The organism is Humiphilus diazotrophicus, from assembly GCF_059726315.1.
Genome location: NZ_AP040870.1, coordinates 2,788,104 through 2,810,704, shown reverse-complemented (window position 1 = coordinate 2,810,704; position 22,601 = coordinate 2,788,104). Strand labels below are relative to the sequence as shown.

The 22,601-nt window shown below is 51.5% G+C and carries 13 protein-coding genes; 8 read left to right on the top strand and 5 right to left on the bottom strand.

The features are described 5' to 3' along the window. The first annotated feature begins 50 nt into the window (after window positions 1-50). Together pruA and AC6I7T_RS12230 are read left to right on the top strand one after the other, a co-directional pair. The gene (gene pruA, locus AC6I7T_RS12235) at window positions 51-1,640 is read left to right on the top strand and encodes an L-glutamate gamma-semialdehyde dehydrogenase (RefSeq protein WP_497793727.1); all 1,590 of its coding nucleotides are present in this window, start codon (window positions 51-53) and stop codon (window positions 1,638-1,640) included. A 159-nt stretch (window positions 1,641-1,799) separates the two neighbouring features. Then, window positions 1,800-2,201 carry a response regulator gene (locus AC6I7T_RS12230; protein WP_497793726.1) on the top strand — a complete coding sequence of 134 codons (402 nt, stop codon included), beginning with the start codon at window positions 1,800-1,802 and terminating at the stop codon, window positions 2,199-2,201. A gap of 164 nt (window positions 2,202-2,365) precedes the next feature. On the opposite strand, the gene AC6I7T_RS12225 is transcribed toward AC6I7T_RS12230, so the two are convergent. Continuing rightward, a complete protein-coding gene (locus tag AC6I7T_RS12225) occupies window positions 2,366-3,022 on the bottom strand; it encodes a response regulator transcription factor (protein ID WP_497793725.1) in 657 nt (218 codons plus the stop codon). 336 nt (window positions 3,023-3,358) lie between these two features. On the opposite strand from AC6I7T_RS12225, the gene AC6I7T_RS12220 reads away from it, so the two are divergent. The 5 genes from AC6I7T_RS12220 to AC6I7T_RS12200 all read left to right on the top strand — a co-directional run bounded on the left by AC6I7T_RS12220 (window position 3,359) and on the right by AC6I7T_RS12200 (window position 10,246). Next, complete coding sequence (locus tag AC6I7T_RS12220; RefSeq protein ID WP_497793724.1) at window positions 3,359-5,011, top strand: NAD(P)/FAD-dependent oxidoreductase; 1,653 nt, start codon at window positions 3,359-3,361, stop codon at window positions 5,009-5,011. Between the two features lie 154 nt (window positions 5,012-5,165). After that, window positions 5,166-6,605 (top strand): ATP-binding protein, encoded by a 1,440-nt coding sequence (locus AC6I7T_RS12215; RefSeq protein WP_497793723.1) that lies wholly within the window; start codon window positions 5,166-5,168, stop codon window positions 6,603-6,605. 821 nt (window positions 6,606-7,426) lie between these two features. Then, window positions 7,427-8,344, top strand: a complete 918-nt coding sequence (locus tag AC6I7T_RS12210) for a sensor domain-containing diguanylate cyclase (RefSeq protein WP_497793722.1) — start codon at window positions 7,427-7,429, stop codon at window positions 8,342-8,344. Next, window positions 8,320-9,225: a flagellar motor stator protein MotA gene (gene motA, locus AC6I7T_RS12205; protein WP_497793721.1), complete on the top strand. Its 906-nt coding sequence runs from the start codon at window positions 8,320-8,322 to the stop codon at window positions 9,223-9,225. Before AC6I7T_RS12210 ends, motA begins: the two co-directional genes overlap by 25 nt. Window positions 9,226-9,265: 40 nt before the next feature. Further along, entirely contained in the window at window positions 9,266-10,246 is a 981-nt protein-coding gene (locus tag AC6I7T_RS12200; protein WP_497793720.1) for a flagellar motor protein MotB, read from the top strand. Between the two features lie 227 nt (window positions 10,247-10,473). On the opposite strand, the gene AC6I7T_RS12195 is transcribed toward AC6I7T_RS12200, so the two are convergent. Both AC6I7T_RS12195 and AC6I7T_RS12190 read right to left on the bottom strand, forming a co-directional pair. Then, window positions 10,474-12,330 (bottom strand): carbon starvation CstA family protein, encoded by a 1,857-nt coding sequence (locus AC6I7T_RS12195; protein ID WP_497793719.1) that lies wholly within the window; start codon window positions 12,328-12,330, stop codon window positions 10,474-10,476. 110 nt (window positions 12,331-12,440) lie between these two features. Continuing rightward, window positions 12,441-15,575, bottom strand: a complete 3,135-nt coding sequence (locus AC6I7T_RS12190) for a putative bifunctional diguanylate cyclase/phosphodiesterase (RefSeq protein ID WP_497793718.1) — start codon at window positions 15,573-15,575, stop codon at window positions 12,441-12,443. A gap of 377 nt (window positions 15,576-15,952) precedes the next feature. Here AC6I7T_RS12190 and AC6I7T_RS12185 point away from each other — a divergent pair, with 377 nt between their 5' ends. Continuing rightward, window positions 15,953-17,254: a sugar MFS transporter gene (locus tag AC6I7T_RS12185; RefSeq protein WP_497793717.1), complete on the top strand. Its 1,302-nt coding sequence runs from the start codon at window positions 15,953-15,955 to the stop codon at window positions 17,252-17,254. Window positions 17,255-17,406: 152 nt separating this feature from the next. On the opposite strand, the gene AC6I7T_RS12180 is transcribed toward AC6I7T_RS12185, so the two are convergent. Beyond that, complete coding sequence (locus tag AC6I7T_RS12180; protein ID WP_497793716.1) at window positions 17,407-20,985, bottom strand: TonB-dependent receptor; 3,579 nt, start codon at window positions 20,983-20,985, stop codon at window positions 17,407-17,409. Between the two features lie 147 nt (window positions 20,986-21,132). Further along, the gene (gene hemG / locus AC6I7T_RS12175) at window positions 21,133-22,593 is read right to left on the bottom strand and encodes a protoporphyrinogen oxidase (RefSeq protein WP_497793715.1); all 1,461 of its coding nucleotides are present in this window, start codon (window positions 22,591-22,593) and stop codon (window positions 21,133-21,135) included. Between the last annotated feature and the right edge of the window lie 8 nt (window positions 22,594-22,601).

The following is a 22,601-nucleotide window of genomic DNA, read 5'->3' as shown; positions in this document are numbered from 1 at the left end:
GCGGTTTGATTCGGGCAAAGTGATGCTCCGGTGGTCTACACTATGCCGTTATGGCTACTCTGACATCGGTAATACTTCCCCGTTCACCGAAGGGCGAGTTTAAGAATGAGCCCTTCACCGATTTTTCCCGCTCCGAAAATGCACACGCTATGCGGCAGGCCCTGGAGAGAGTAGGTGATCTTCTGGGTCATGAGTATGAGCTTGTAATTGGCGGAGAGCGCCTGAAGACCCCCACCAAAATTCAGTCACACAATCCCGCAAACCCTAAACAGCTGGTTGGTCTTCATCAGAAAGCCGGGGCAGAGCATGTCGAATTGGCCATGAAGGCTGCTTTGACAGCATTTTCTTCGTGGAGTCGGGAGCCGGTTTCGCAGCGTGCATCCCTGTTGCTTCGTGCGGCAGAGATTATTCGTGAACGCAAATTTGAGTTCTGCGCCTGGTTAACCTACGAGGTCGGCAAAAATTGGGCGGAAGCGGATGCGGATGTCGGAGAGACGATCGACTTTCTCGAGTTCTACGCTCGTGAGGCACTACGTCTTGCAGCGGCGAAGACGCCGATTCAATACCCTGGGGAAAAGAATGAGCTACTTTATATCCCTTTGGGTGTAGGTGCCGTAATTCCACCTTGGAATTTTCCGATGGCCATCATGGCGGGAATGACTGCTGCTGCGATTGTCTGCGGAAACACCGTGATTCTAAAGCCCTCCAGCGATTCTCCAACCATTGCAGCCAGGTTCCTGGACGTTCTGGAGGAAGCAGGCATGCCGGATGGAGTTGTGAATTTCTGCCCCGGCTCTGGAGCGACCTTCGGCAACGCTGTTGTCGAGCACCCCAAGACACGGTTTATTGCCTTTACCGGTTCTCGTGAGGTTGGTCTGGAGATTAATGAGCGAGCTTCGAAGAATCGTCCGGGACAGATCTGGATCAAGAGGACGATTCTGGAGATGGGTGGGAAGGACTCGATCATCGTTTCCTCCGATGCTGATTTAACCGCTGCTGTGGATGGTGTAGTGGCCTCCGCCTTTGGATTCAACGGGCAGAAATGTTCAGCCTGTTCCCGGGCCATTGTTGAAGAGCCGATTTATGACGTGTTCCTGGAGAAGCTGCGGGAGCGCGTTGCACAGCTTCGTGTCGGAGACCCGGTGGCAAATGTGCCGATGGGGCCGGTAATAAATCACGTGGCTATGCAATCGATTCTGAGTTACATTGAAGCGGGTAAAACGGAAGGACGTTTGATCTCAGGAGGAAATGCGGTGAAGACCGAGGCGGGTGGGTATTACATCGAGCCGACGGTGTTTGCTGATATTGCACCGGACGCCCGTTTAGCGCAGGAAGAGATCTTTGGTCCTGTCCTTGCCGTTATCAAAGCACGCGATTTTGAGCACGCTCTGACCATCGCCAACAACACGGAATATGGATTGACCGGGGCTCTCTACTCCGATTCCCGAGAAAAGTTGGATCGGGCCCGGCTTGAATTCCACGTCGGAAATCTCTACTTCAATCGGAAATGTACTGGAGCCATGGTGGGAGCACATCCCTTTGGTGGCTTCAACATGTCTGGCACAGACTCGAAAGCGGGCGGGCCGGATTACCTTTTCCTGTTCACACAAGCGAAGTCCGTTGCTGAAAAACTGCGTTGATTGTGAGAACAGCCAAGAGTGATTGTGCTGAATTTGATTATCTTTTCGGTTCTATGAGATGGGCTCCTCTATTGAGGAGCCCATCTCGAACCGAAGATAAAGATGTAGATGTGGGATGTTGGCATGTAGTGCGAAAGAGCGCCGGTTGGGAGTATGGGCGTGGCGAGAATACTTTGTGTCGACGATGATCCTGAGGCTGTCCTGCTCAAGTCCGGCATTTTGGAGCGAGCGGGGCATACTGTGACCACAAGCCAATCAGCCAGCGACGCAGTCGAGAAGCTCCAACACCTCACATTCGATGCGGTGGTTACCGATTGGCGCATCGGTGCCCAGGATGCTCACAGCATCCTGGAAGCTGCCAAGAATTACGATAGCGGTCCGGTTGTCGTTGTCTCCGGCTTTGTCGAGGAGGCCTTTCAGGCCTCAGAACCTCTGGCCGATCTCTATTTGGAAAAGCCCGTTAATCCCGGGGAGTTGGTTCAGATCGTGGCAGCGCTGTTGCGTACTGCCAAAGCCGGGGAAGGTTCGAACGAAACATCAGAAGGCAGCTTCAGTTCGTAGATGTGGCGCTGATGTTGGGTTACCCAGCTTTGTGAAGATACGGAATAGGTGACAGGACACAGTTAAGGCATTTCAGGTTCTGTTCCTGATGAATCTCGCTAAACCAATACTGTGCCCTGGTGTGTTGCTTAATGTCTGCGAAGCTTGAGATTCCTTTTGCTTCTCTAGATTTCCGATTCCAGGCTGTTTCCTATTTCTGCCGCAGCTTGTGCCAGGACCCGATGATGAATCGTGAAGAGTGCTAATTCGAGCCTGTCTGATACGCCGGTTTTGTCGTAGATGCTACGCAGATAATTCTTGATCACCTGTTCGGTTGTTTTAAGCCGGGAGGCGATTTCGCGATTCTTGCATCCTTGTACGATCAGGGCGACGATCTTCATCTCTTTCGGAGTGAGCCTGTCGCGGACGCGTGAGCCTACCATGTCTTCTTCGCTCGTCTCCGCAGGCAGTACAACAGCGGGAAGATAAGTTTCCCCCGCCGCAACCTTGCGAACGCACTCGATCAAGCCGGGACCCGTAGTATTCCGGAAAACGACGCCATTCATCCCTCGTTCGATGTAGGTCGTTGCCTGATCGCCCGATTCGGCTATTGTGATTGCCCGGCTGTTGGCCATTTCCAGATGCAGACGGAGTAACGAATAGTCTGGCTTCAGCGTTGCGGCTACCAGCAGAATGGCTCCTGGGAAGGTATCGATCGCATGGATCATGCGCTCAAAATCCGAGCACTGAGCAATAATCCTGAAATCGTCTTCCATAGCCAGCACTTTTGCCGTTCCAGCCCGAAAGATAGCCTGTGTATCGGAAAGAATGATCTTGTTCATCGAATCCGCGCCTCTAGCCTCAAGCGTGTCCAAGTGGAATTTCCCCGACACTTTAAAATCCCAATATGACTGCAGAGTGTTTTGTGACCATGGAGTTCTGTTGTTACTCGTTTGATCTGATCCTACTCGTTAGTAATATCGACAATTAAGTACGATTTGCACTCTTTGTATCGTTTTGAGACAAAGACAGGTGCCAAATTCGTATACTTGCCATAGATGTGGTAGCTGTTGAGCAACCTAAGTAGTACAGGAAAAAGCGGTTCAAAACGAAAATTTTTTCCCAAATCGTTCCGCTATGAGGGAAGAAAAGAATCTGAAGCAACAAGCTGAGGACTCATGAGCAAGCCTGTTTTACTGGCGATCGATGATGATGTGAGTGTGCTGGAGGCGGTGGTTCAGGATCTGCGTCGCCAGTACGGGGCCAATTACCGGGTGCTGCGCGCTGGCTCCGGTCTAGCAGCGCTAGATTTGTGCGGTCAGCTGAAAGATCGTGGGGAGACGGTTGCTCTCTTTCTTTCGGATCAGAGAATGCCGGGTTTAAGCGGGGTAGAATTCCTGGAGCGGACCATCGATTTCTACCCGGAAGCTAAACGTGCCCTTCTGACCGCTTATGCAGATACGGAAGCTGCCATCCGGGCAATCAATGCGGCGAAGATCCATTACTACCTTACAAAGCCCTGGGATCCTCCGGAGGAGAGGTTGTATCCGCTTCTCGATGATCTCCTGGAAGCCTGGTCGGAAGTGTACAAGCCGCCCTTTGACGGGTTGCGAGTCGTTGGACAACGTTGGTCGCTGAAAGATCACCAGGTTAGGGACTTCCTGTCCAGGAACCAGATTCCTTATCTTTGGCTTGATCCGGATAAGAGCGGCGAAGCTGTGGCACTGCTGAAACGGTATAACGTCGATGGCCATCATTTACCGGTAGTGTTGCTTCCGGATGGTGCCGTTCTTGTTCAGCCTACCCAGACGGAGCTGGCCGGAAAGATTGGCTTAAGAGTTCAGGCCAAAAAAGAGTTTTACGACATGATCGTGGTCGGGGCTGGACCGGCTGGATTGGCTGCGGCTGTTTATGGGGCGTCTGAAGGGCTCAAAACGCTTGTTATCGAGCCGGAAGCACCGGGAGGACAGGCGGGAAGCAGCTCCAAGATCGAAAACTATCTTGGGTTTCCCTCCGGTCTATCGGGAGCTGATCTGGCTCGGCGTGCCTACGTCCAGGCTTCACGTTTCGGAGCGGAGTTTTTGACCCAGAGAGCGGCCTCGATTCGGACCGAAGGGCCTTATCACATTGTGCAGTTGGAGGATGGCCGCGAGGTTTCGAGCCATGTCTGTCTGCTGGCCGTGGGAGTCCACTACCGGCGGCTGTCGATGGCAGGGGTAGAACAGCTTACGGGAAGGGGGGTTTATTACGGAGCAGCGCTCACGGAAGCCCGTTCCTGTGAAGGCGAAGCCGTTTATATCGTTGGAGGTGCAAATTCTGCCGGACAGGCAGCTATGCACTTTGCCAAGTACGCTAGCCGGGTGACCATGGTGGTGCGTGCCGACTCGCTTGAAAAAAGCATGTCGAAATATTTAATCGACCAGATTTCTGAAACATCGAATATTTCGGTTGAGGTTGAATCCCAGGTGGTCGAAGTGATCGGAGAGGATCACCTCACGAGCATAACTATCGAAAATTCACACGGAAAGCGGACTTGTCCCGCTTCTTCGTTATTTATTTTTATTGGAGCTGCGCCATTAACAGACTGGCTGCCGGAGACCATCATGCGTGATCCGAATGGATTCATCCTTTCGGGTCCCGATCTCAAGATAGAAGGCAAGCTCCCTCGGCAGTGGAAAGAGGACCGGGAACCATTTCTGCTGGAAACCAGCGTACCGGGCATCTTTGTTGCTGGCGATGTGCGGCATGGAGCCATCAAGCGGGTAGCTTCAGCGGTCGGTGAAGGTTCCATCGCAGTTCAGTTTGTGCACCAGTACCTGGCGAAGTTCTGACGATTCCGGCGTAGAAGTATCCGGGACCGCAAGAGTACGCGCAGCTTTTCTCTCCAGGTACTCGTATTTTGAGTGCTGGAAGAAAGAAAACCTGTAAACAACCACAGTTGGACAGGACACGGGAACGCCGGAATTGTTTAAAGCGTGAATGCGAATGGCAGAGAAACAGCCGAATATCCAGATTGAGAAAACGAACGCCCTTGATCTTTACCCGGAATTCTTACAGATTCCCTTGTTTGCTCATACAAATCGTGAGGATCTGGCGTGTTTGGGCGAAGTGGATGTTTTATCTGCAGAGCCAGGCGAAGAACTGGTTCAAACCTGCGTTCACCAGAGCTGCTTTTGGATCCTGTTACAGGGTGAGGTGAAGGTAGAGAAGGCTGAACGGGATGGTCACCACATCTACCTCGCAACACTTCGTGCCGGCGAGACCTTCGGTGAAGTGCCTCTGCTGACAGGTAAAAGAGTACCCCTGACCTGCAAGGCTGTTACGCATAGCAAGCTTATACGTGTGGAGGAGACAGAGTTCTGGGCCCTGATGGCACAGTGCCCACTGGTCCGCAAAGGGATTCTTGTCAACATGGCGCAGCGGCTGCAAAGCTTCCAGGCTCAGGCACTGCACCGCGAAAAGTTGATTTCTCTAGGCACGCTTGCTGCAGGACTCATGCACGAACTGAACAACCCCGGAGCAGCAGCAAAGCGTGCAGCCTCGCAAATGAGAGAAAACCTCATTCGATTGCAGAAACTGAGCCTGAAATTCTGCGATCAGGAGATGTCGAAAGAGCAGATCGAATGCATGCGTGGCCTCCAGGAGCATGCCCTACGCTTTCATCGTCCACAGGCGATGAGCACTCTGGATCAGGCAGATGCAGAAGAGGCTCTGGCCGATTGGCTGTCAGGAGCGGGCATTCCCGATGCCTGGAAGATGGCTCCATCCCTTAGTGCGATTGGCCTTACTCCCCGGGAGTTGAGTTGTGCAGCCCAAAGCTTTGGTGGCGAGATGATGGCAGACACCCTGGGCTGGCTGGATGCTTTGGTCTCGAGTATTCAATTAGTTGGCACCGTGGAGGAAAGCATTACCAGAGTCTCTGAGCTGGTCATGGCAGTAAAGAAATATGCTCACGATGACAAGAGTGTCTGCCGTGAAGTTGACGTACACGACAGTATTGAAAGCACTCTGATGATTCTGGGCCACAAATTCCGCCAGAAGAGTTTGTCCGTACATAAGAGCTTTGAGGCGCCTTCTGCTCGTATTCAGACCAGGGGAACGGGTCTGAGTCAGGTCTGGACTAATTTGCTGGACAATGCCATTGATGCTGCCCCTGAAGGTTCTACCGTGAGTGTGCGTACCTGGCAGGAAGGCGGATTTTTGATTGTGGGGATTGCCGATCAGGGTGGTGGCATTCCGCTTGAACATCAAGCCCGCATCTTTGAGCCATTTTTTACAACTAAGGAAGCTGGCGAAGGCACTGGATTAGGACTTGGAATCGTCCATCGCATCGTAGTTGAGAACTTTAAGGGTGCAGTCGACTTTACTTCCCAGCCGGGGCGAACAGAATTCCTGATAAAGATTCCGCTGTTCGATAAGGCCTAGAAAAATGTTCTAAATCGTATCCTCTTCAGCAGCTCTCCGCTGCCAGATACCTTCTTCTCTTGTCGCCGATAAGGATCTCCCCCTTATATTGATGGTCCTCCTTGATGCCGAAGAACTCGCTGAATATGGGAGCTTTGCAGGATCGAGGGCTCTTGGCTCTACATATGTTCGACTGGAAGACAGACTAAGGAATAAGTTACATACTGCTTTTGTGTCATAAGAAATCCAATAATGGTAACAATGGCATGGATTACCTATGTTGCATTGCATAGCTAAGTTATCGTTTAACCAAATTTTTCTTAATGCGTTCTTGTTTTAGTTACATATATTGCCTGTTAGATAAGGGTGTAGTGGTGAACGCAGACGATTTTCTCCTGGCGTAATCTTTTGTGGCGTTTCTCCGTCTAGATAATTGAAATAGCGATCCATTTTCTTTTCGGCACTTCTACGCATATGTGCTGTGGAGTGTTATAAAAGGGGACAACAGCTCTTCACATGTTTTGAGATGACTCTGGTTGTACGGTACAAGCCGCGCAGCAGAAGCCATTATTAACAAAGGGTCTCGCAGATCACATCTGCGTCGATTCCTTATTTGATTTTCAGAACTGCCGAAGGAGATACGTTGGACCAGTATCGAAAATTTCTTTTCTGTTCCGATTTGTACTTCTTCGGAGAGAATGTGCAAACGCGTGCATATTCTTACCGTTACCGCGCGCACGATGCAATTTGGTGGCCTTCTTTTCAAAGAGTGGGACTTCCTGCATGAAGTTCATGCGTTTTGAGCCGATGAGCAGATTAGAGACAAACGTAGAGGTCGACCAATGCAGCAGGTAGAGGAACTGGATATACTCCGGTCAGCGCTGGAGGGTCTGGATATTGGTGTTTATGCGACCGACAATGAACAGCGGATCCTTTATTGGAATAGTGCAGCCGAGAAGATTAGTGGATATCCGCGTGCAGAGGTCCTAGGTCGCAGCTGCAGAGACAACCTATTGATGTATTGCGGTAAGGATGGAGAGCCGCAGTGTGCAAACGGCTGTCTTCCGCAAACAATATCGGAAAAGGGCGAACCTGTGATTGTCGCCTTATTCTTATGCCATCGTCATGGGCACAGAATTCCGGTTTATGTAAAGACGGTTTCGTTACGCGACGACAATGGCAATGTTGCTGGCCGGATTGAGTACTTCTGGCCTTCGGAAGGTGCCGATCAGCGGCGTGCTCAGTCTGTTGCGGAATCCTACCTGACGAGAGAAGCGCTTGAATTGCGATTCCGAAGAGTGTTGATGGTCTCGGCCGGGAGCGGGGTTTCTTTTGGCGTTTTGTGCCTAACGGTAGACCATGCGGAGTCCTTACGGAAGTCTCATGGACGGGAAGCCTGCAGGGCAATGCTCGATGTCGCGGAAGAGACCTTACATGGGGGCTTACATCCTTCAGACATCAGCGGTCGCTGGAGTGAAGACGGATTTTTGGTAATCACGCATGTTAGGACGATTTCAGCCTTGGACCGTCATGGAAAGATGCTTCGCGATTTAGCGGGAAGCTCCGATTTCCGATGGTGGGGCGACAAGGTCAAGGTGTCGCTTTCTATCGGCGGCACGATGGTTGTTCCAGGTGAATCTATGGAAGAAGTTATGGCGCGGGTTGATGCGGCTCTAGAGAAGAGCAAAAAAGACGGTGGAAACCGCGTGACGATGATAGAGGCAAAGGAGAAGTCATGTTCGCAATCATCGGCATCCTGATTGTTTTGATTTCTGTAGTCGGGGGCTTTTTGATGGAGAAGGGGCATATTGTTGTGCTCCTTCAACCTGCTGAACTATTGATTATTGGCGGGGCTGCCACCGGTACGCTGCTTGCAGCGAACCCTATCCACATTCTCAAAGGGATTGCTAGCGGTCTAACAGGCATCCTTGGCGGATCGAAGTTCGGCAAGGATCGCTATCTTGAGACCTTGCGGATGATGTTCGAGTTTCTGAACAAGATTCGCAGAGAGGGTCTGCTGGCGGTTGAAATGGATGTGGAGAAGCCTGCTGAGAGCAAGCTCTTTCAACAGTATCCCAATTTCCTGAAGGATCATCACGTTGTGGACTTCGTCTGCGACACGATGCGTATGGCGATTACTGGCGGCGTTGAGCCCTTCGACATGGATCAGATGATGGAAGCTGACATGGATGTTCAGCACCATGATGAGATCCAGCCTGTGAAGGCTCTGCAGACGGTTGCCGATGCACTGCCTGGTTTGGGAATTGTCGCAGCTGTACTTGGTGTTGTTATTACCATGGGTGCCCTCGGTGGTCCTCCGGAAGAGATCGGACACAAGGTTGCCGCTGCCTTGGTAGGAACCTTCCTCGGTATCCTTTTGTGCTATGGCGTCGTTGGACCGTTAAGCTCCAATATGGCCAAGGCTGTTGATGATGAGCGCTCTTATTTAGGTGTTCTTCGGATACTGATGCTCTCATTCATTAAGGGCAATGCACCGATACTGGCAATTGAAATAGCACGCCGTTCCATTCCCTCTCACGTGCGGCCTTCCTTTAATGAAATGGAAGCGGCATGTAAAGGTAAGCCTGCAGGGGCAACAGCCGGGGCTGAGCAGCCGGCAGAAGCTGTCGCTGCAAACTAGAGGGTGAAGTAAGAATCGGTAACTTTGGGGTTAGAGAATAATGGCAAAGCCGCGACCAATCATCGTCATTAAGAAAAAAGGGAACCACGATGACCACCATGGTGGAGCGTGGAAGGTCGCCTATGCCGACTTTGTCACGGCATTAATGTCACTCTTTATCGTGCTCTGGCTGATGAATACTAACCCCTCTGTCCGTAAGGCCGTAGCGGGATATTTTAACGATCCGATGGGGACCTCCAGTAAGGATGGAACGGATCGTGAAGGTGTAAAAGACAACATCGCAATCAATAAGGACAACATCGATAAGCTTAAGGAGCAGTTGGAAAAGACGATCTTCCAGCAAGAGGACCTCAAAAAGCTGTCGAAGCAGATCGAAATTAAGATCACTCCAGAAGGATTGCGGATCGAGCTACTAGAGTCAGACAAAGGTACATTCTTCGAGAGTGGCAGTACAAAGCTCAGTCCTGAAGGTCAAGAGATCCTGACTCTGTTGTCCGGACAGCTCAAGGAAATCCCAAATCGCATTTCGATGGAAGGGCATACCGATGCCCGTCCATACTCCGGCAAGACGAACTATACGAACTGGGAGCTCTCGACCGATCGTGCTAATGTTGCGCGCAGGCTCATGCAGGAAACGGGATTGCGCCCTGATCAGATCACTGAAGTTCGTGGCTACGCGGATCAGAAGCTTCGTGTTCCGTCGAATCCACTGGATGCTTCCAATCGAAGAATTTCTTTGATTGTTCGGTACCTTGAGATGGCGGAAACACCGACGACGAATTCTTCCGAGGGAAAGTTTAGTCCTGAAGCAAACAAGAGCGAGAAGAAGGAAGAGAAGGCTCCTAATACTCCTGCTGCTCCCACTGCTCCAGTAAAGGCTCCGGAAAATGCGGCGAAGCCTGCGTCAGCACCTCAAACGCCTCAAACATCGCAAGCACCGGCTTCTGCTCCTGCAGCGCCGCAGGGCAATAACAAGCCTGCAGCTGGAACTCCGCCAGCTCCTTCAAAGAAGACACTATAGACTTACGTGCTCGTCAAAGAGCCGTGAAGTGTGGTTCTCTACACGAAACCCCGGACTCCCGAAGTCTCCCGAAAGGGAGGTTCTGGAAAAGAGTCCGGGGTTCCGCCTTCATTCCGTTCTTACCGTGTGGACAATCTCGTGAGATGGATATCCCGGCTTTCGCTATGCTTCAGCCGGGACCATTACATCCTTCCGCTTGTGTCGAGAGAGGGGTTTGAGCTTTTCTATTAACAGCAGCGCATCGTATGACTGGCTTCTACCAGTTCGTCCTCTGCGCCGTCCTTCTGCCACGGAGCCGGAACTCCTTGCAAAGTGAGCAAGCAACGTCTTGCACAGGCAATAGCAACCAGGATGACTCCGAGAATAAAGAGAGCCATCAGAGAGGCATCCAGATAGCCCTGCAAGGCCGTTTCTGGTTTATGTGCAAGAGGCAAGAAGATATCGCGAATGGAGAGAATTCCGGCGGCCACGGTAGTAATTCCTACCGCAATCATCGGCACAATGGTTACCCAGGCATATTTCGCTTTGCCATGGTTCATCAAGTATGTCGACATGGAAGCTAGCGCAATCGTGGCTAGCAACTGATTGCCGGTTCCAAATAGAGGCCATATCGTTGAGATCGTGCCGCCCCAGATGAGATAACCCCATCCGGCCACAATGAGCCCGGTAGCGAGTAGGTTTCCTGGGAGCCAGTCGGTACGTCCCAATGGCTTATGTATCTTGCCCATCAACTCTTGAAGAATGTAGCGGGCTACGCGAGTTCCTGCATCGATAGTCGTCAGGATAAAGAGGGCCTCAAACAGAATGGCGTAGTGGAACCAATACCCGATCAGGTGATTCATGCCTGGCAGGGCTCGAAAGATCTGTGCCATACCAATTGCCAAAGAGACAGCGCCGCCAGTCCTGCCTGCGAGATTTTCACCTACCGCCTTTGAGAAGAACTCCAGATTCTGCGGGTGCAGGCCCATCTTTGCAAAGATAGCCGGAGGCACATTGATAGCGAAGTAATCGCCGGGACTCAAAGAGCAGGCTGCGATTAATGCGAGAACGCCAACCAGCGATTCTGCGACCATTGCTCCATAGCCAATAAAGCGCGCGTCGGTTTCCTTGTCGATAAGCTTTGGCGTTGTTCCGGAGGAGACCAGGGAATGAAAACCTGAAATTGCTCCGCAAGCGATAGTTACAAAGAGAAACGGAAAGAGATGTCCGTGAATGATTGGTCCGCCACCATGGACGAATTGTGTGAAAGCAGGAAATTGCAGGTGAGGATGCGCAAAGAGGACACCCAAGACCAGTGCTGCGACTGTGCCGAGTTTGACATAGGTCGAAAGATAGTCGCGAGGCTCCAGCAAGAGCCACACGGGCAAGACCGATGCAAGAAAACCATAGATCATCAGCAGTGCGGTGATCTGGTGACCGGAAAAGAGTAATGCCGAGGCAAAGACAGAGTTGGCAAACCAGCGGCCCGCGAAGAGGGCTGCGATTAGCATCACAACACCAAAAATGCTTGGTCCTTTTACTCTGACGGTGCCTGGTGTTGTCCGGAACATCCACCAGCCCATTACCAATGCGATCGGAATTGTCATTCCGATCGTGAAGACTCCCCAGGGGCTATTGGCCAGAGCGTTTACTACTACTACGCCGAGTCCTGCCATTGTGACGATCAGAATAAAGAGAACTGCAATCATTGCTACCAAGCCCGCAAAGGGATCGACTTCACGCAAGACGATGTGAGGCAACGAACGGCCCTGGTGGCGAATAGAAGCAACCAGTACGATGAAGTCTTGAACGCATCCTGCCAGGACCGCTCCCGCTAGCAGCCAAAGAAGTCCAGGTGCAAATCCGAATTGGGCAGCAAGTGTAGGTCCGACCAACGGTCCTGCTCCGGCAATTGCGGCGAAATGGTGTCCAAATACCACCCATCGTGGTGACGGTACAAAGTTATGACCGTCTGCAAATCGATGTGCGGGTGTCAGGCGGCTATCGTCCAAAGAGAGTACCTTGGCGGCCAGAAAGGCGCTGTAAAGACGATAGGCAAGGGCGTAAATACACAATGCCCCAAGCAGAATCGGGAGTGTGCTCAACGAATCACCTCAATTGCAGTGTGGGAAAAGTATAGCAATCGGAGATTGGCGAGAGAATGCATTCGTTTTCCGCTATGCATTCGAAGTTGTGATTTCAAAGGGTTTCCGCTTCAAAGCGATGCATTCTCGATCTCTGATAGTTGCAAATCAGTTGAATCTGCTGTGCCGGCGGGCAAGGATTTTTGCTGATTCAACAACTGCTTAACATCGGTGGTTGCCGTGGGGCGAAAGAAGTAGAACCCTTGGAAGTAATTGCAGCCTTCGGCAATGAGTTTGTCCAACTCCTCTTTTTCTTCTACACCTTCTGCTATGACACGGACCCGAACCACTTCGGCCAGGGCCAGTATCCAACGAATCACCGGTTGAGTGCTGGGCTGATGATGTAGTCCCTGAATGAATGCCCTGTCTATCTTAATGGTGTCGACAGGAAGCTTGTGCACCATGCTCAGGCTGGAATAGCCTGTACCGAAATCGTCGATAGAGAAGCGCACACCGAGGCCACGCAACTTCTGCATATGTGCGAGACATAAGTCGATGTTTTCGAGCAGGATCGTTTCCGTGAGTTCCAGTTCCAGTGACTGTGGCGGAATGCCTGTCTCCTTCAGGATATGAATAACCTGTGAAGCATAATTCGGTGATTGAAGCTGCAGTCCTGAGACATTGACAACCATAATCAGGCTTGGCTCCACGGTCTTGTGCCATTCCGCAAGTTGAATGCATGCAGTCCGGAGCGCCCATTCTCCGATCGCGAGTATCAGCCCTGATCTTTCCGCAATCGGAATAAACTCACTCGGGAAGATAATCTGGCCGGAGGTATTCCTCATCCGTAAAAGAGCCTCTACGCTACAGATTCGACCATCCTTGGTGCACTGAGGTTGATAGTGCAGAAGGAATCGGTTCTGCCTGAGCGCCAATTCCAAATCGGCGGGCCCGAATTTCGTTTGCTCGTCCTCTAGCTCAACAGTGTGATGGCTCTTTTTTATCTGATACATGGCTTCGTCAGCCTTGCGTTTCAGTGCGTCCATGGTTTCGCCATCTTCAGGGAAGGATGAAGTTCCAAAGCTGGCTGCACCGGGGATGGAGACGGAATCAATATGCACCGGTTCATCGAAGACAGAGTGAAGCCTGTAAGCCATCTGTCCGATTTGTGAAAGATGATCGATAGAAGGCAGGACAACGATGAATTCGTCGCCACCTACCCGTGCTATGGTGTCTCCGCTACGTAACTGTTTCAGTAGCTTTTGCGCGACGATTTGCAAGTAGGCATCGCCGGTACGATGCCCATGTTCGTCGTTGACAAGCTTGAAGAAGTCGAGATCAATGTAAATCAGGCCGACATGCTTTTGCGACCGCCGCGCGTCTTCGATAGCCTCCTGTAGGCGCTTTTCGAGTAGATATCGATTGGGAATGCCGGTTAGTTGGTCATATTGGGAGCGGTAGAGCAGATCTCCAAACACCTGACGATTTTCGATGGCAAGTGCGATCAGGTTACAGCTGATATCCAGGCTTTCTTTTGTTTCTTCTGGCGTTAAAGCTTCGTTCTCAGATACCAGAGAAAGAACGCCTAATATCTCACCATTACCTCCCAGAATCAGATGCTCCACCTCGGGATGAGAGCCCTCTCTATTGGCGATCTCGATAGTTCCCTGGCTGGAGACAGTGAGACGGATTGTGCAAGTACAACCTGGTAATTGTTCTTCCAGGAATCCCTTAATAAGTGCGAGAACCTCGTTAAGCGGCATCCGGCTGTTGATTGCTTCCAGTACTCGGCTTCTTTGCGCTTCGATTCTGCCGCGGCGCATCGCTTCCGATGCCGCTTCTTCCACGGTCTTGCGATAAATGCGAGCCTGGCGGACCACCTTTCTCTGCAGAATCCATAAGAACGCCAGTGAGAGAAAGACTACTCCCGAGAGCCACTGCACCAGGACAAGCATGTGCCGGACGGTCCACCAGGATGGTTTATGCAAGATCGTGATGTCTCCGGGGGTACGCAATTGCAGCGAAAAGGATCCCGGGCTGTTCCAGGTTCCTTCTTTTTCAACAAAGGAGACTCCAACAGCTTCAATCTTGGAGCCCTGGGCAATTAGGGGAAGGCGTTGATGATCCCTTTTGTGGAAAATCACTCGTACCAGTCGGCCATCCGATTCTAGGTCGAGGAGGTCTAATTTGTCGCTCGATACTTGGGCGACTGCCGTGCCCGTCATTTTTACCAGCCGGAAATTGTAGAGGCCTGCCCGTGCATCGGCGGATGTGATAGGTATTGCTTCCGTGGAGTGAACTTCTTTTACGGCAAGAATCTGACCCCAACGCAGACTAGGAGAGTACATCTGATCGTCGGGGAATCCGGTTGCTTCGACGAGGCTTCCGATAGGCACCGGTCGTTGATCCTTCATGCTGATCTGTAGAGAACGCCCATTTTCCTCCAGGACCATCTGCACGCCGGGCTGATAAAAGGTCAAGATTCCGCGAACACGTATTCTCTTGCTGAAATTTTCTTCCGAGAAACCGCTCATGACCTCGTCTAGAGGCGTAAATGGCAGATTGCCAATTTGTTCTGTCCGTTGGCGCAAGACCTTGACCTGATCGATGTTCTCGACAATCAGACGTGCGGCCATGATCTGCATCATTCCGTCGAAGATGCCACCCGCCACAGCTTGCAGCGAAATGTCGGCACCAATCAAACGGGCTGCATCTTCGGGTGCAAAGTGCCTGATTTGAGCGACTGCATGTCCTCCCGGTATCCGCAGCTCAAGTACGAGCACGGATTGCTCTGCCCATGTTTGAACGGAGGTGGCTTGGACCTTTCCTTCGATTCGGACATAACGGCAATCGTCTTCTCCGGAGATGATTCTTCTGAAGTTGCTAGGTGTCGGAATCGGTAAAGTGCCAGTTCCCAGTTTGCGGATGGCAGTGGCTTTGATCCTGGTTCGGAAGCTCCCCTCTGTATTCCCCGTGATTTCCAGTAGGTCTCCGGGGTGTAGCTTCTCTTCCGGCAAATTCCACACAAAGATGGCATCAGTCTTGTCCTGTAGAAACAGGTATCGAAAGGCTGGATCGTGGCTGGTAACAATGCCCGTGATGCGTACTGGAAGCTTCTTTGCCCCCTGCTCGAAGGGAAGAGCGTGCACCTTCGCTATGTCGCGATTAGGTGGCTGCTGTCCAAGTGCGGGCATGGAAGCATAAAAGCAGCCCGCCAACGAAGAAAACAGAAGGATGTGCCTAAGAATGGGAAAAGATTGCTTCAATGGCCCTTCTCTCCTGAGTCATCGGTTAGGAATCAGGTGAGCTTCATGCTGGGAAAGGGAAAATCCCGAATGAGCTGGTTTCATTCCCGGAAGGCGGGTGCAAGGTATGAATAGAGGGCATTCGGGAGCACTCTCGGGAGATGATGCGAGCGGTACTTATGCGTTTCGAGAGAGAAATAGTTGCTAATCTGCACTTCTCATCTGGGAAAAGAATACTCGGTGTTCGGCATCCTACCCTGAATGGTGTCTTCACGTATAGTGTTGTGTGAAACCAGACACTCGATTGTTGACAGCTGGAAGAAGTATCCGGCCGTCAATGCGGGTTGATATCTTGCCTAACCGGGCAAATTTGAAAACAAAGCGGGGATTCTTTTCGGATGAGCACAAAAGCTACTACGACAAATGCCACCACTCAAGAGCCGAGCTACATCGGCCCGTTTATTACCGTTACAGTTCTTTATTTCATCTTCGGGTTTATTACCAACCTGAATATGCAGTTGGTACCTCACTTGCGATCGGTATTCGACCTCCCCTGGCTACAAGCAGCATTGGCCAATGGAGCTTTCTTTACCGCATATTTCGTAGTCTCTTCGCCGACATCGAAGCTGATTGAGGTGATCGGGTACAAAAAGACGATGGTGGTTTCGCTGCTCGTCCAGATGGTTGGAGCCCTTTTGTTCCTTCCCGCTGCGAGTATCCCAAGCTTCTGGCTATTCCTTACCGCCGTCTTTGTTGTCGGGGCTGGCGTAGCAGCTTTGCAGACTTCAGCAAATCCTTATGTCTCTGCTCTTGGTCAGGAATCGACAGCTCCGATTCGTCAGAATCTGGCGCAGGCCTTCAACTCTACAGGCGGAATGATCGCTCCACTGATTGCTGGGGCCTTTATCTTGAAGCACAATGAGGTACTTACAGCCGCACAGCTTGCGACCAAGTCTGCACAGGAACAGATTAACTATAAGATTGGTATCGCCAGTACGGTTCGTACACCTTACGAGATCATCGCCGCGGCACTTGTGCTGTTGGCATTGGCTGTTTCTCTTGCTCATCTTCCCACGCTGCAGGCCACAAAGGAGTTTCGTCCGGCCAAAGAGGGAGATCCCATTCTTGGCCGTAGCATCTGGAGCTATCGCCATACGGTTCTGGCTACAATCGGTATCTTCTTCTACGTCGGTGTAGAGGTTGGCCTGGCCCAGTTCATGGTCGGTTATTTTGGATTGAAGCAGGTAGCAGGTCTCTCGTTTGCCGATGCCGCAAAGCTGACCAGCTATTACTGGGGTGGAGCGCTGATTGGCAGGTTGCTAGGCTCCGGTCTGATGACCAAATTTAACGCCGGTAAGTTGCTTGGAGTCTTTGGCTTGTGCGCAGTAGTTTGTGTTGCGGTCTCGATGTCGACGACCGGGCCGCTTGCCGTCTGGAGCCTGATTTTGTGCGGCTTCTTTAACTCCATTATGTTCCCCAATATCTTTGCGCTGGGAATTACCGGACTTGGACCGATGACCAGCAAAGGATCGGGACTTATTATGACAGCCGTTGTTGGTGGAGCTATCCTTCCGGTTTTCCTCGGTTGGCTGACCGATAAGTTTGGCTTCTACTATGCTGCCGTTCTTCCGGTGATTTGTTATCTGTACATCACCTTCTACGGCTTTGTGGGACACAAGCAAAAGCATGTGAATGCATAAGCTTCATCCGGATAAGTAGTTTGAATGGCTCTCCGACATGTCGGAGGGCCATTCAAGTTTTAGAGCACTTCACACCCTTACTTCAGCACAGCTTTACCGAATATAGCTGACCATCAAGTGCCTTGAGGCGCTTGGCTCTTACTGCTTCGCTTCTAGAAGCTCACCCTCACTCCCAGTTGCACTGTCCGATTATTCGAGGTCTGGAAGGCAGCATTCATGAAGGGATTTACCGAGGAGAGCGGGTTCACATCCTCAAGGTTGTTATCCGGGACCTGGATGTACTGATAGTTCAAGAGGTTCTCTACGATTGCTCGAAGCTCCAAAGTTGCATGCTCTGTTATCGGGAATTCTTTATATAAGCTGGCATCCAGATTGTTATAGGCCCTACCTCGAAGGGTATTCCGCGAGACCCCCGGGAAGGGATTTCCTAAAGCTTCTGCAAGATTCTTGTTATTCCAGAGCCAGTGCACATTGCTTGGATCTACGGGTTGATTCAGTCGTCCATAGGTCTTCGAGGTCTTATCCGTATCTGTTGCGTTGTAGAGATAGTAGCCAGCTCCTTGTGTTGCCGAGTTGGCAGCTTGTGTGCCATTGAGCAAAATCCCAACCTTATTCAGCGGCGCGCGAGGATTGCTAAGCACGGGCCTGCAATCGGAGACAGCTCCAGTCGAGGTAGAAACGATGTTGAAGGCATTATCGAAAGAAGCATCGCAGAAGCTACTGTCAAGAATGGCAGAGGTTACCTGCTGGAATGGTGTAAAAGCTTGGCCCGAATGGTAGGCATAAATAGCGTTGAAGGACCATCCTCCGAACATCTTGGCCATGTTCGTGCTTTGATCCTGGAGTAAAGGAATGTCCCAGTCGAGTCCCAGACTCACGATATGCGGAAACGAGTAGCTGCTTACTCCTCGCTCCTTGATGTTGGTGTCGAGTGGATTCTCGGCAAAGGTGTCGGTATTGGCACCTTGTCCTGCACTGAAGATCTCGCTGGCATTATCGATAGCTTTGCCGAATGTATAAGCGGCAATAGCAGAGACGCCATGGAAGGATTCAAACTTGAGTCCGGCAACTGCCGAATGATAGATAGAGAAGGCAGTGTTAGCTCTTGTCCTTACCAGGTTTCGAGAGCAGTTAGGCCTTCCGATGCCGACGGGATTCTTGTTTTCCGGACTTGTTGTACACAGAGTTGGTGAGTTGAAGTTAGGAAAGCTGCTCACGACCGAGTCCAACCTCGGATTCCCGTTCAAACTTTGCAAATCGCCTACACTATGGTCCCCCACGTATCCGGCAGAGAAGGTGATTGCCGGATGTATCTGGTACTCAAGTCCCAGGGCGAAGAACTGTGCATAGGGCTGTCTGAGGTTGGAGGAAACCGTTGTCTGATCTCGGCTGTTGGGGTTTGCTGTTCTGGTAGGCAGGAATTCAAGATTTTGCGCGCGTACAGCAGCTCCGCCCGTTCCGGTAGCAGGAAGGCACGACTTATCGCTTCCTATGTTTCCGCCTGCTCCTGTGCAGGCGATGCTGCCCAGGTTAACTACCGGTGCAGAGGTTGCAGCGTCAAGGTATATGGCATAGAGAGCAGGATCTACGCCGATTGAGTAGCCACCTCGAACGACCATTCTGTTTTCAAGGGCAGCTGGGCTCCAGGCGAAACCAATTCTGGGCTCGAAGTTTTTGTAGTAATTCCCGATTGACGGGAAGGTGCGTTGAGCAAGAGGAATACCTGTTGACCAAAGATGGGAAGCACCAGATTCACGCTTCATCGTCAGATCGTGAAGAATATTTATCGGATTCTCGTAGAACTCCCAACGCAATCCGAGGCTGAGCGTAAGCGACGGCAGAATGCGATAGTCATCGGAGACATAGATTGCTGCATCCTGTTCCGTGAAGTGCTTCACGAGATTTCCGTCGGCAATACGCAGAGTTCCAATGTCATTCAGAAAATTAGTGAAATTGCTGAAGCTAAAGCTGCCGTCGTAATACGGCAGAGTCGTATGGGGAGAGTTCTGATAGTCATACTCAATCCCATAGGCCATAGTATGCTTGCCGCTTGTCCAGGTCGCATTGTTTTGAACCTGGTTGGTCTTCATGGTCCGGCCCTGTGGATAGTAGTTTGGAAAGCCATATCCAGCCACCTTTAGTCCCTGAATCGACCCATTGATGATGATCTGCGCCGGGCAGTCTGAGGGATTGGTAACCAGACAATCTTGAACTGCGCCGCCTTCGAGATTGAGTTTGGCTTGCTGGAAGCTGTAGCGCAGTTGGTTGACCCAGTTAGGACTGAAGGAATGTGTCCAGTCCGAGGTAATGGAGTGGCCTGTGCGACTGGTGTTTACGAAACTGGCTGTAGCTACGGATCCGCCACCGGGGCTCTGTAATTCCCCTTGATAGAGATATCGAAGAAAGAGATGGTTTTCGTCGTTGATCTGCCAGTCAAGTCGTCCAACATGCTGTTGGTCATCGGTCCGTTGCTGCATGGAGCGTGCAACTGGAGCAAACTCTACGTTACGTCTTGTTCCCCCAATGCTGATCGAGGCGTTGAGTGGTTTGCCAACCGAATGCGGGTCTCCGATTGCCGTTGCATACGGACCGTACTGAACCAGAGATGCGATGGCCGGAGTATCTCCGGCGTATTGCTTTAACGTTTGTAATCCCGTGAGCGTCGGTGTGACGTAGGGCTGTGAGGTATAGAGGGTATTGCCATTTCGGATATTGAGCCATTCCGTTGCTCCAAAGGCCCACATCTTCTTGCGGAGAAGAGGTCCACCCAGCGTTCCTCCCCACTCATTGGTTACAGAGCGTGGAACCGTTGGCTTGATGCATTTATCTTTTGCCGGTGTTTGATTAGGAGTGCAATAGCCGAATACAGGATTCTTTTGCGTGTTCTGAAGCGAACTGAGCCAGGAACCGGTGTAGTATTCGAAGGCACTGCCGTGAATGCCATTGGTTCCTGAACGAGTGACCATATTGATGATCGCTCCAGTCCCTCGTCCGTATTGAGCCCGGAAATTATTTGTAACGACCTGGACCTCTTCAAGGGCATCTTCGTTTGAGATATCCAGTTGCACTCCGCCAACGGTGTTGTCGTTATTCAATTGGCCGTCGATCTGAAAATTGTTTGAGCGCAAGCTGCGTCCGTTGACGGAAAAGTTGCCACTTTGAAGACGTGCGATATATGCGGGTATAGAGAAGCTCTGCGTCTCCGTTGCTACTGTGCCGGGAATCAATTCCGCAAGTTTAGAGAACTGATTGAGAAGAGGAAGATCTTCAAGCATGGAAGCTGTGAAGGTAAGAGAGGTTTGTGCCTCACTGCGAGGAGCCTTTGAAGGTTTATCTTCTACCTCTACAACCTGAGAGGCTTCCAGTTCGAGTTGCAGGTCGCCTGTAGCTGTTGTTTCCCCGGTTTGGACTTGCAGCTGCTTTTCCAGTGTCTGAAAGCCGGAAATTTCTATATGAAGCAAATATTTTCCGATGGGCAGGTTAGGAAAGACGAAGTCTCCATCCGCTGAGGTGGTCCTTTTGAATTGAACTTGGGTTCCGACGTTCTGCACCATGACGGCTGCGTCTGCTTCAGGAGCACCGTCGACTGAAAGCAGGCGCCCGCGAATTGAGCCAGTCGTAATTCCTTGTCCGATAGCTTGCGGGACACGAGCTGTCAAAGCGAGCAGCCCGGCAACGATAAGCAAATACCGGTGAATCTTCTTCTGGTAACTCCGTGTGCAAAAACTCATCAAAGTTCGGTCTGCCTTCCTGCGGGGGCAGGTGCTGATTCAGTACGTAAGGCAATCTTCTTCTTGGAGTTGCGGAGATTCCAATTACAGATTGGATTCACTGGAATAGCCTGTCCTATTCCGGTTCCAGGAATACTCTTCACTTCATTACTGGGAATCGGCCATTGAATGGATGGCTGTGTCAGCTGTCTTTGCATCCTGGGCTTGCTCTGACAACAGCTCCTCTACCGCATGTTGGCCGGAACGGATGCAGTCCGGCACGCCGATTCCGTCAAAGGCGTTTCCTGCCAAGGCCAAACCATGATGCAGCTTCACTCGTTCGGTAATACGTTCTACTCGTTGCTGGTGGCCTACCGTGTATTGTGCCATGGCTCTATTCCACCGATAGATGCGGACGTCTTCCGGCTCCGCTGTGATTCCAAGAACCTGCTTCAGTTCTTCACGGATGATGTTTTCCAGTTCCTCATCGCTCTTGCCTAAAAGGCCTTCGTTCTTCATACCTCCCAGGAAGCAGCGAAGAACAGCTTTGCCTTCCATGCCTGGACGAGGGATTTTGCGATGGGTGAAAGTACAGGCCATCATCTTCATTCCCTCTGTCGATGGAACGAGGAAGCCAAAACCCGGTGGTAGAGGCTCCACTTCATCCTTGCGATAGAGAAAGGTCACCGTGATCGATGAGGAATAGGGAATGTTGCTCAGATTCTGGCTGAGCTCCCCGTCGATGCCTTTCAGCAAAGATCCCGAGGCCCAGGCGGGTAGGGCAAGAAGAACTGCGTCAAAAGATTCTTTCCCTGTTGAAGTAGTCAGCACCCATCCGGAGCCACTCTTTTCCAGGTTGGAGACCGAGACTTCGCAGCGGATCTTCTCCTTAGGCAGTCTTTTCTCCACCGCTTCAACCATCTGCCGCATACCGCTTTTGAGAGAGGTGAATAGCGAGCGAGGTTTTTGCCCATTGGAAGAAGCTGGCAGCTGTTTCTTCATTTTGGCGTGAGCTGCTAGCATTCCGCGGGTCAAACTGCCGTACTTGGTCTCCATTTCCACCATGCGGGGCAGTACCGTTCGAGCGCTCAGTTCCGTAGCTTCGCCGCCATAGATGCCTGAGAGCAAGGGGGATGCCAGGTTATCGACAACCTCCGCTCCGAAATGGCGCGTGACCAGTTCCGCCACGGATTCGTCTTTTCCACTTGGGCGTGGCGGAAGCAACAGCTCGAATGCCATTCGAACTTTTGTCTTTAACGAGAAGAGGCGGGAAAATGCGGTTGGAATCAGCTTTGTCGGTACCATGAACATCAGCCCGTCGGGAAGAGGAACAAGCCTTTTCCGCAGAAGGATGTATGTTTTTCTGGAACCGTCATCTGAACCCGCAAGATCGTCACCGATGCCAAGTTCACGGCATAGTTTGATGGCTGCAGGCTTTTCTGTCAGAAAAGAATCAGGACCACCTTCAACGACGCAACCGTTGACCGATTCCGAGTAGATGCACCCTCCCAGGCGATCTCTCTTTTCGAAAAGAACATAATCAACTGACCGTCCGGCTGCGCGTGCCTTTTCCAGTTCCAACGCTGCGCTCAGACCGGAGATGCCCCCACCGATTACCGCCACCCGCATGGCACGCC

Coding starts and splice junctions, on each gene's coding strand:
- motA (WP_497793721.1), top strand. CDS start 8,320: ATGTTCGCAATCATCGGCATCCTGATTGTTTTGATTTCTGTAGTCGGG.
- pruA (WP_497793727.1), top strand. CDS start 51: ATGGCTACTCTGACATCGGTAATACTTCCCCGTTCACCGAAGGGCGAG.
- AC6I7T_RS12200 (WP_497793720.1), top strand. CDS start 9,266: ATGGCAAAGCCGCGACCAATCATCGTCATTAAGAAAAAAGGGAACCAC.
- AC6I7T_RS12180 (WP_497793716.1), bottom strand. CDS start 20,985: ATGAGTTTTTGCACACGGAGTTACCAGAAGAAGATTCACCGGTATTTG.
- AC6I7T_RS12210 (WP_497793722.1), top strand. CDS start 7,427: ATGCAGCAGGTAGAGGAACTGGATATACTCCGGTCAGCGCTGGAGGGT.
- hemG (WP_497793715.1), bottom strand. CDS start 22,593: ATGCGGGTGGCGGTAATCGGTGGGGGCATCTCCGGTCTGAGCGCAGCG.
- AC6I7T_RS12215 (WP_497793723.1), top strand. CDS start 5,166: ATGGCAGAGAAACAGCCGAATATCCAGATTGAGAAAACGAACGCCCTT.
- AC6I7T_RS12225 (WP_497793725.1), bottom strand. CDS start 3,022: ATGAACAAGATCATTCTTTCCGATACACAGGCTATCTTTCGGGCTGGA.
- AC6I7T_RS12220 (WP_497793724.1), top strand. CDS start 3,359: ATGAGCAAGCCTGTTTTACTGGCGATCGATGATGATGTGAGTGTGCTG.
- AC6I7T_RS12185 (WP_497793717.1), top strand. CDS start 15,953: ATGAGCACAAAAGCTACTACGACAAATGCCACCACTCAAGAGCCGAGC.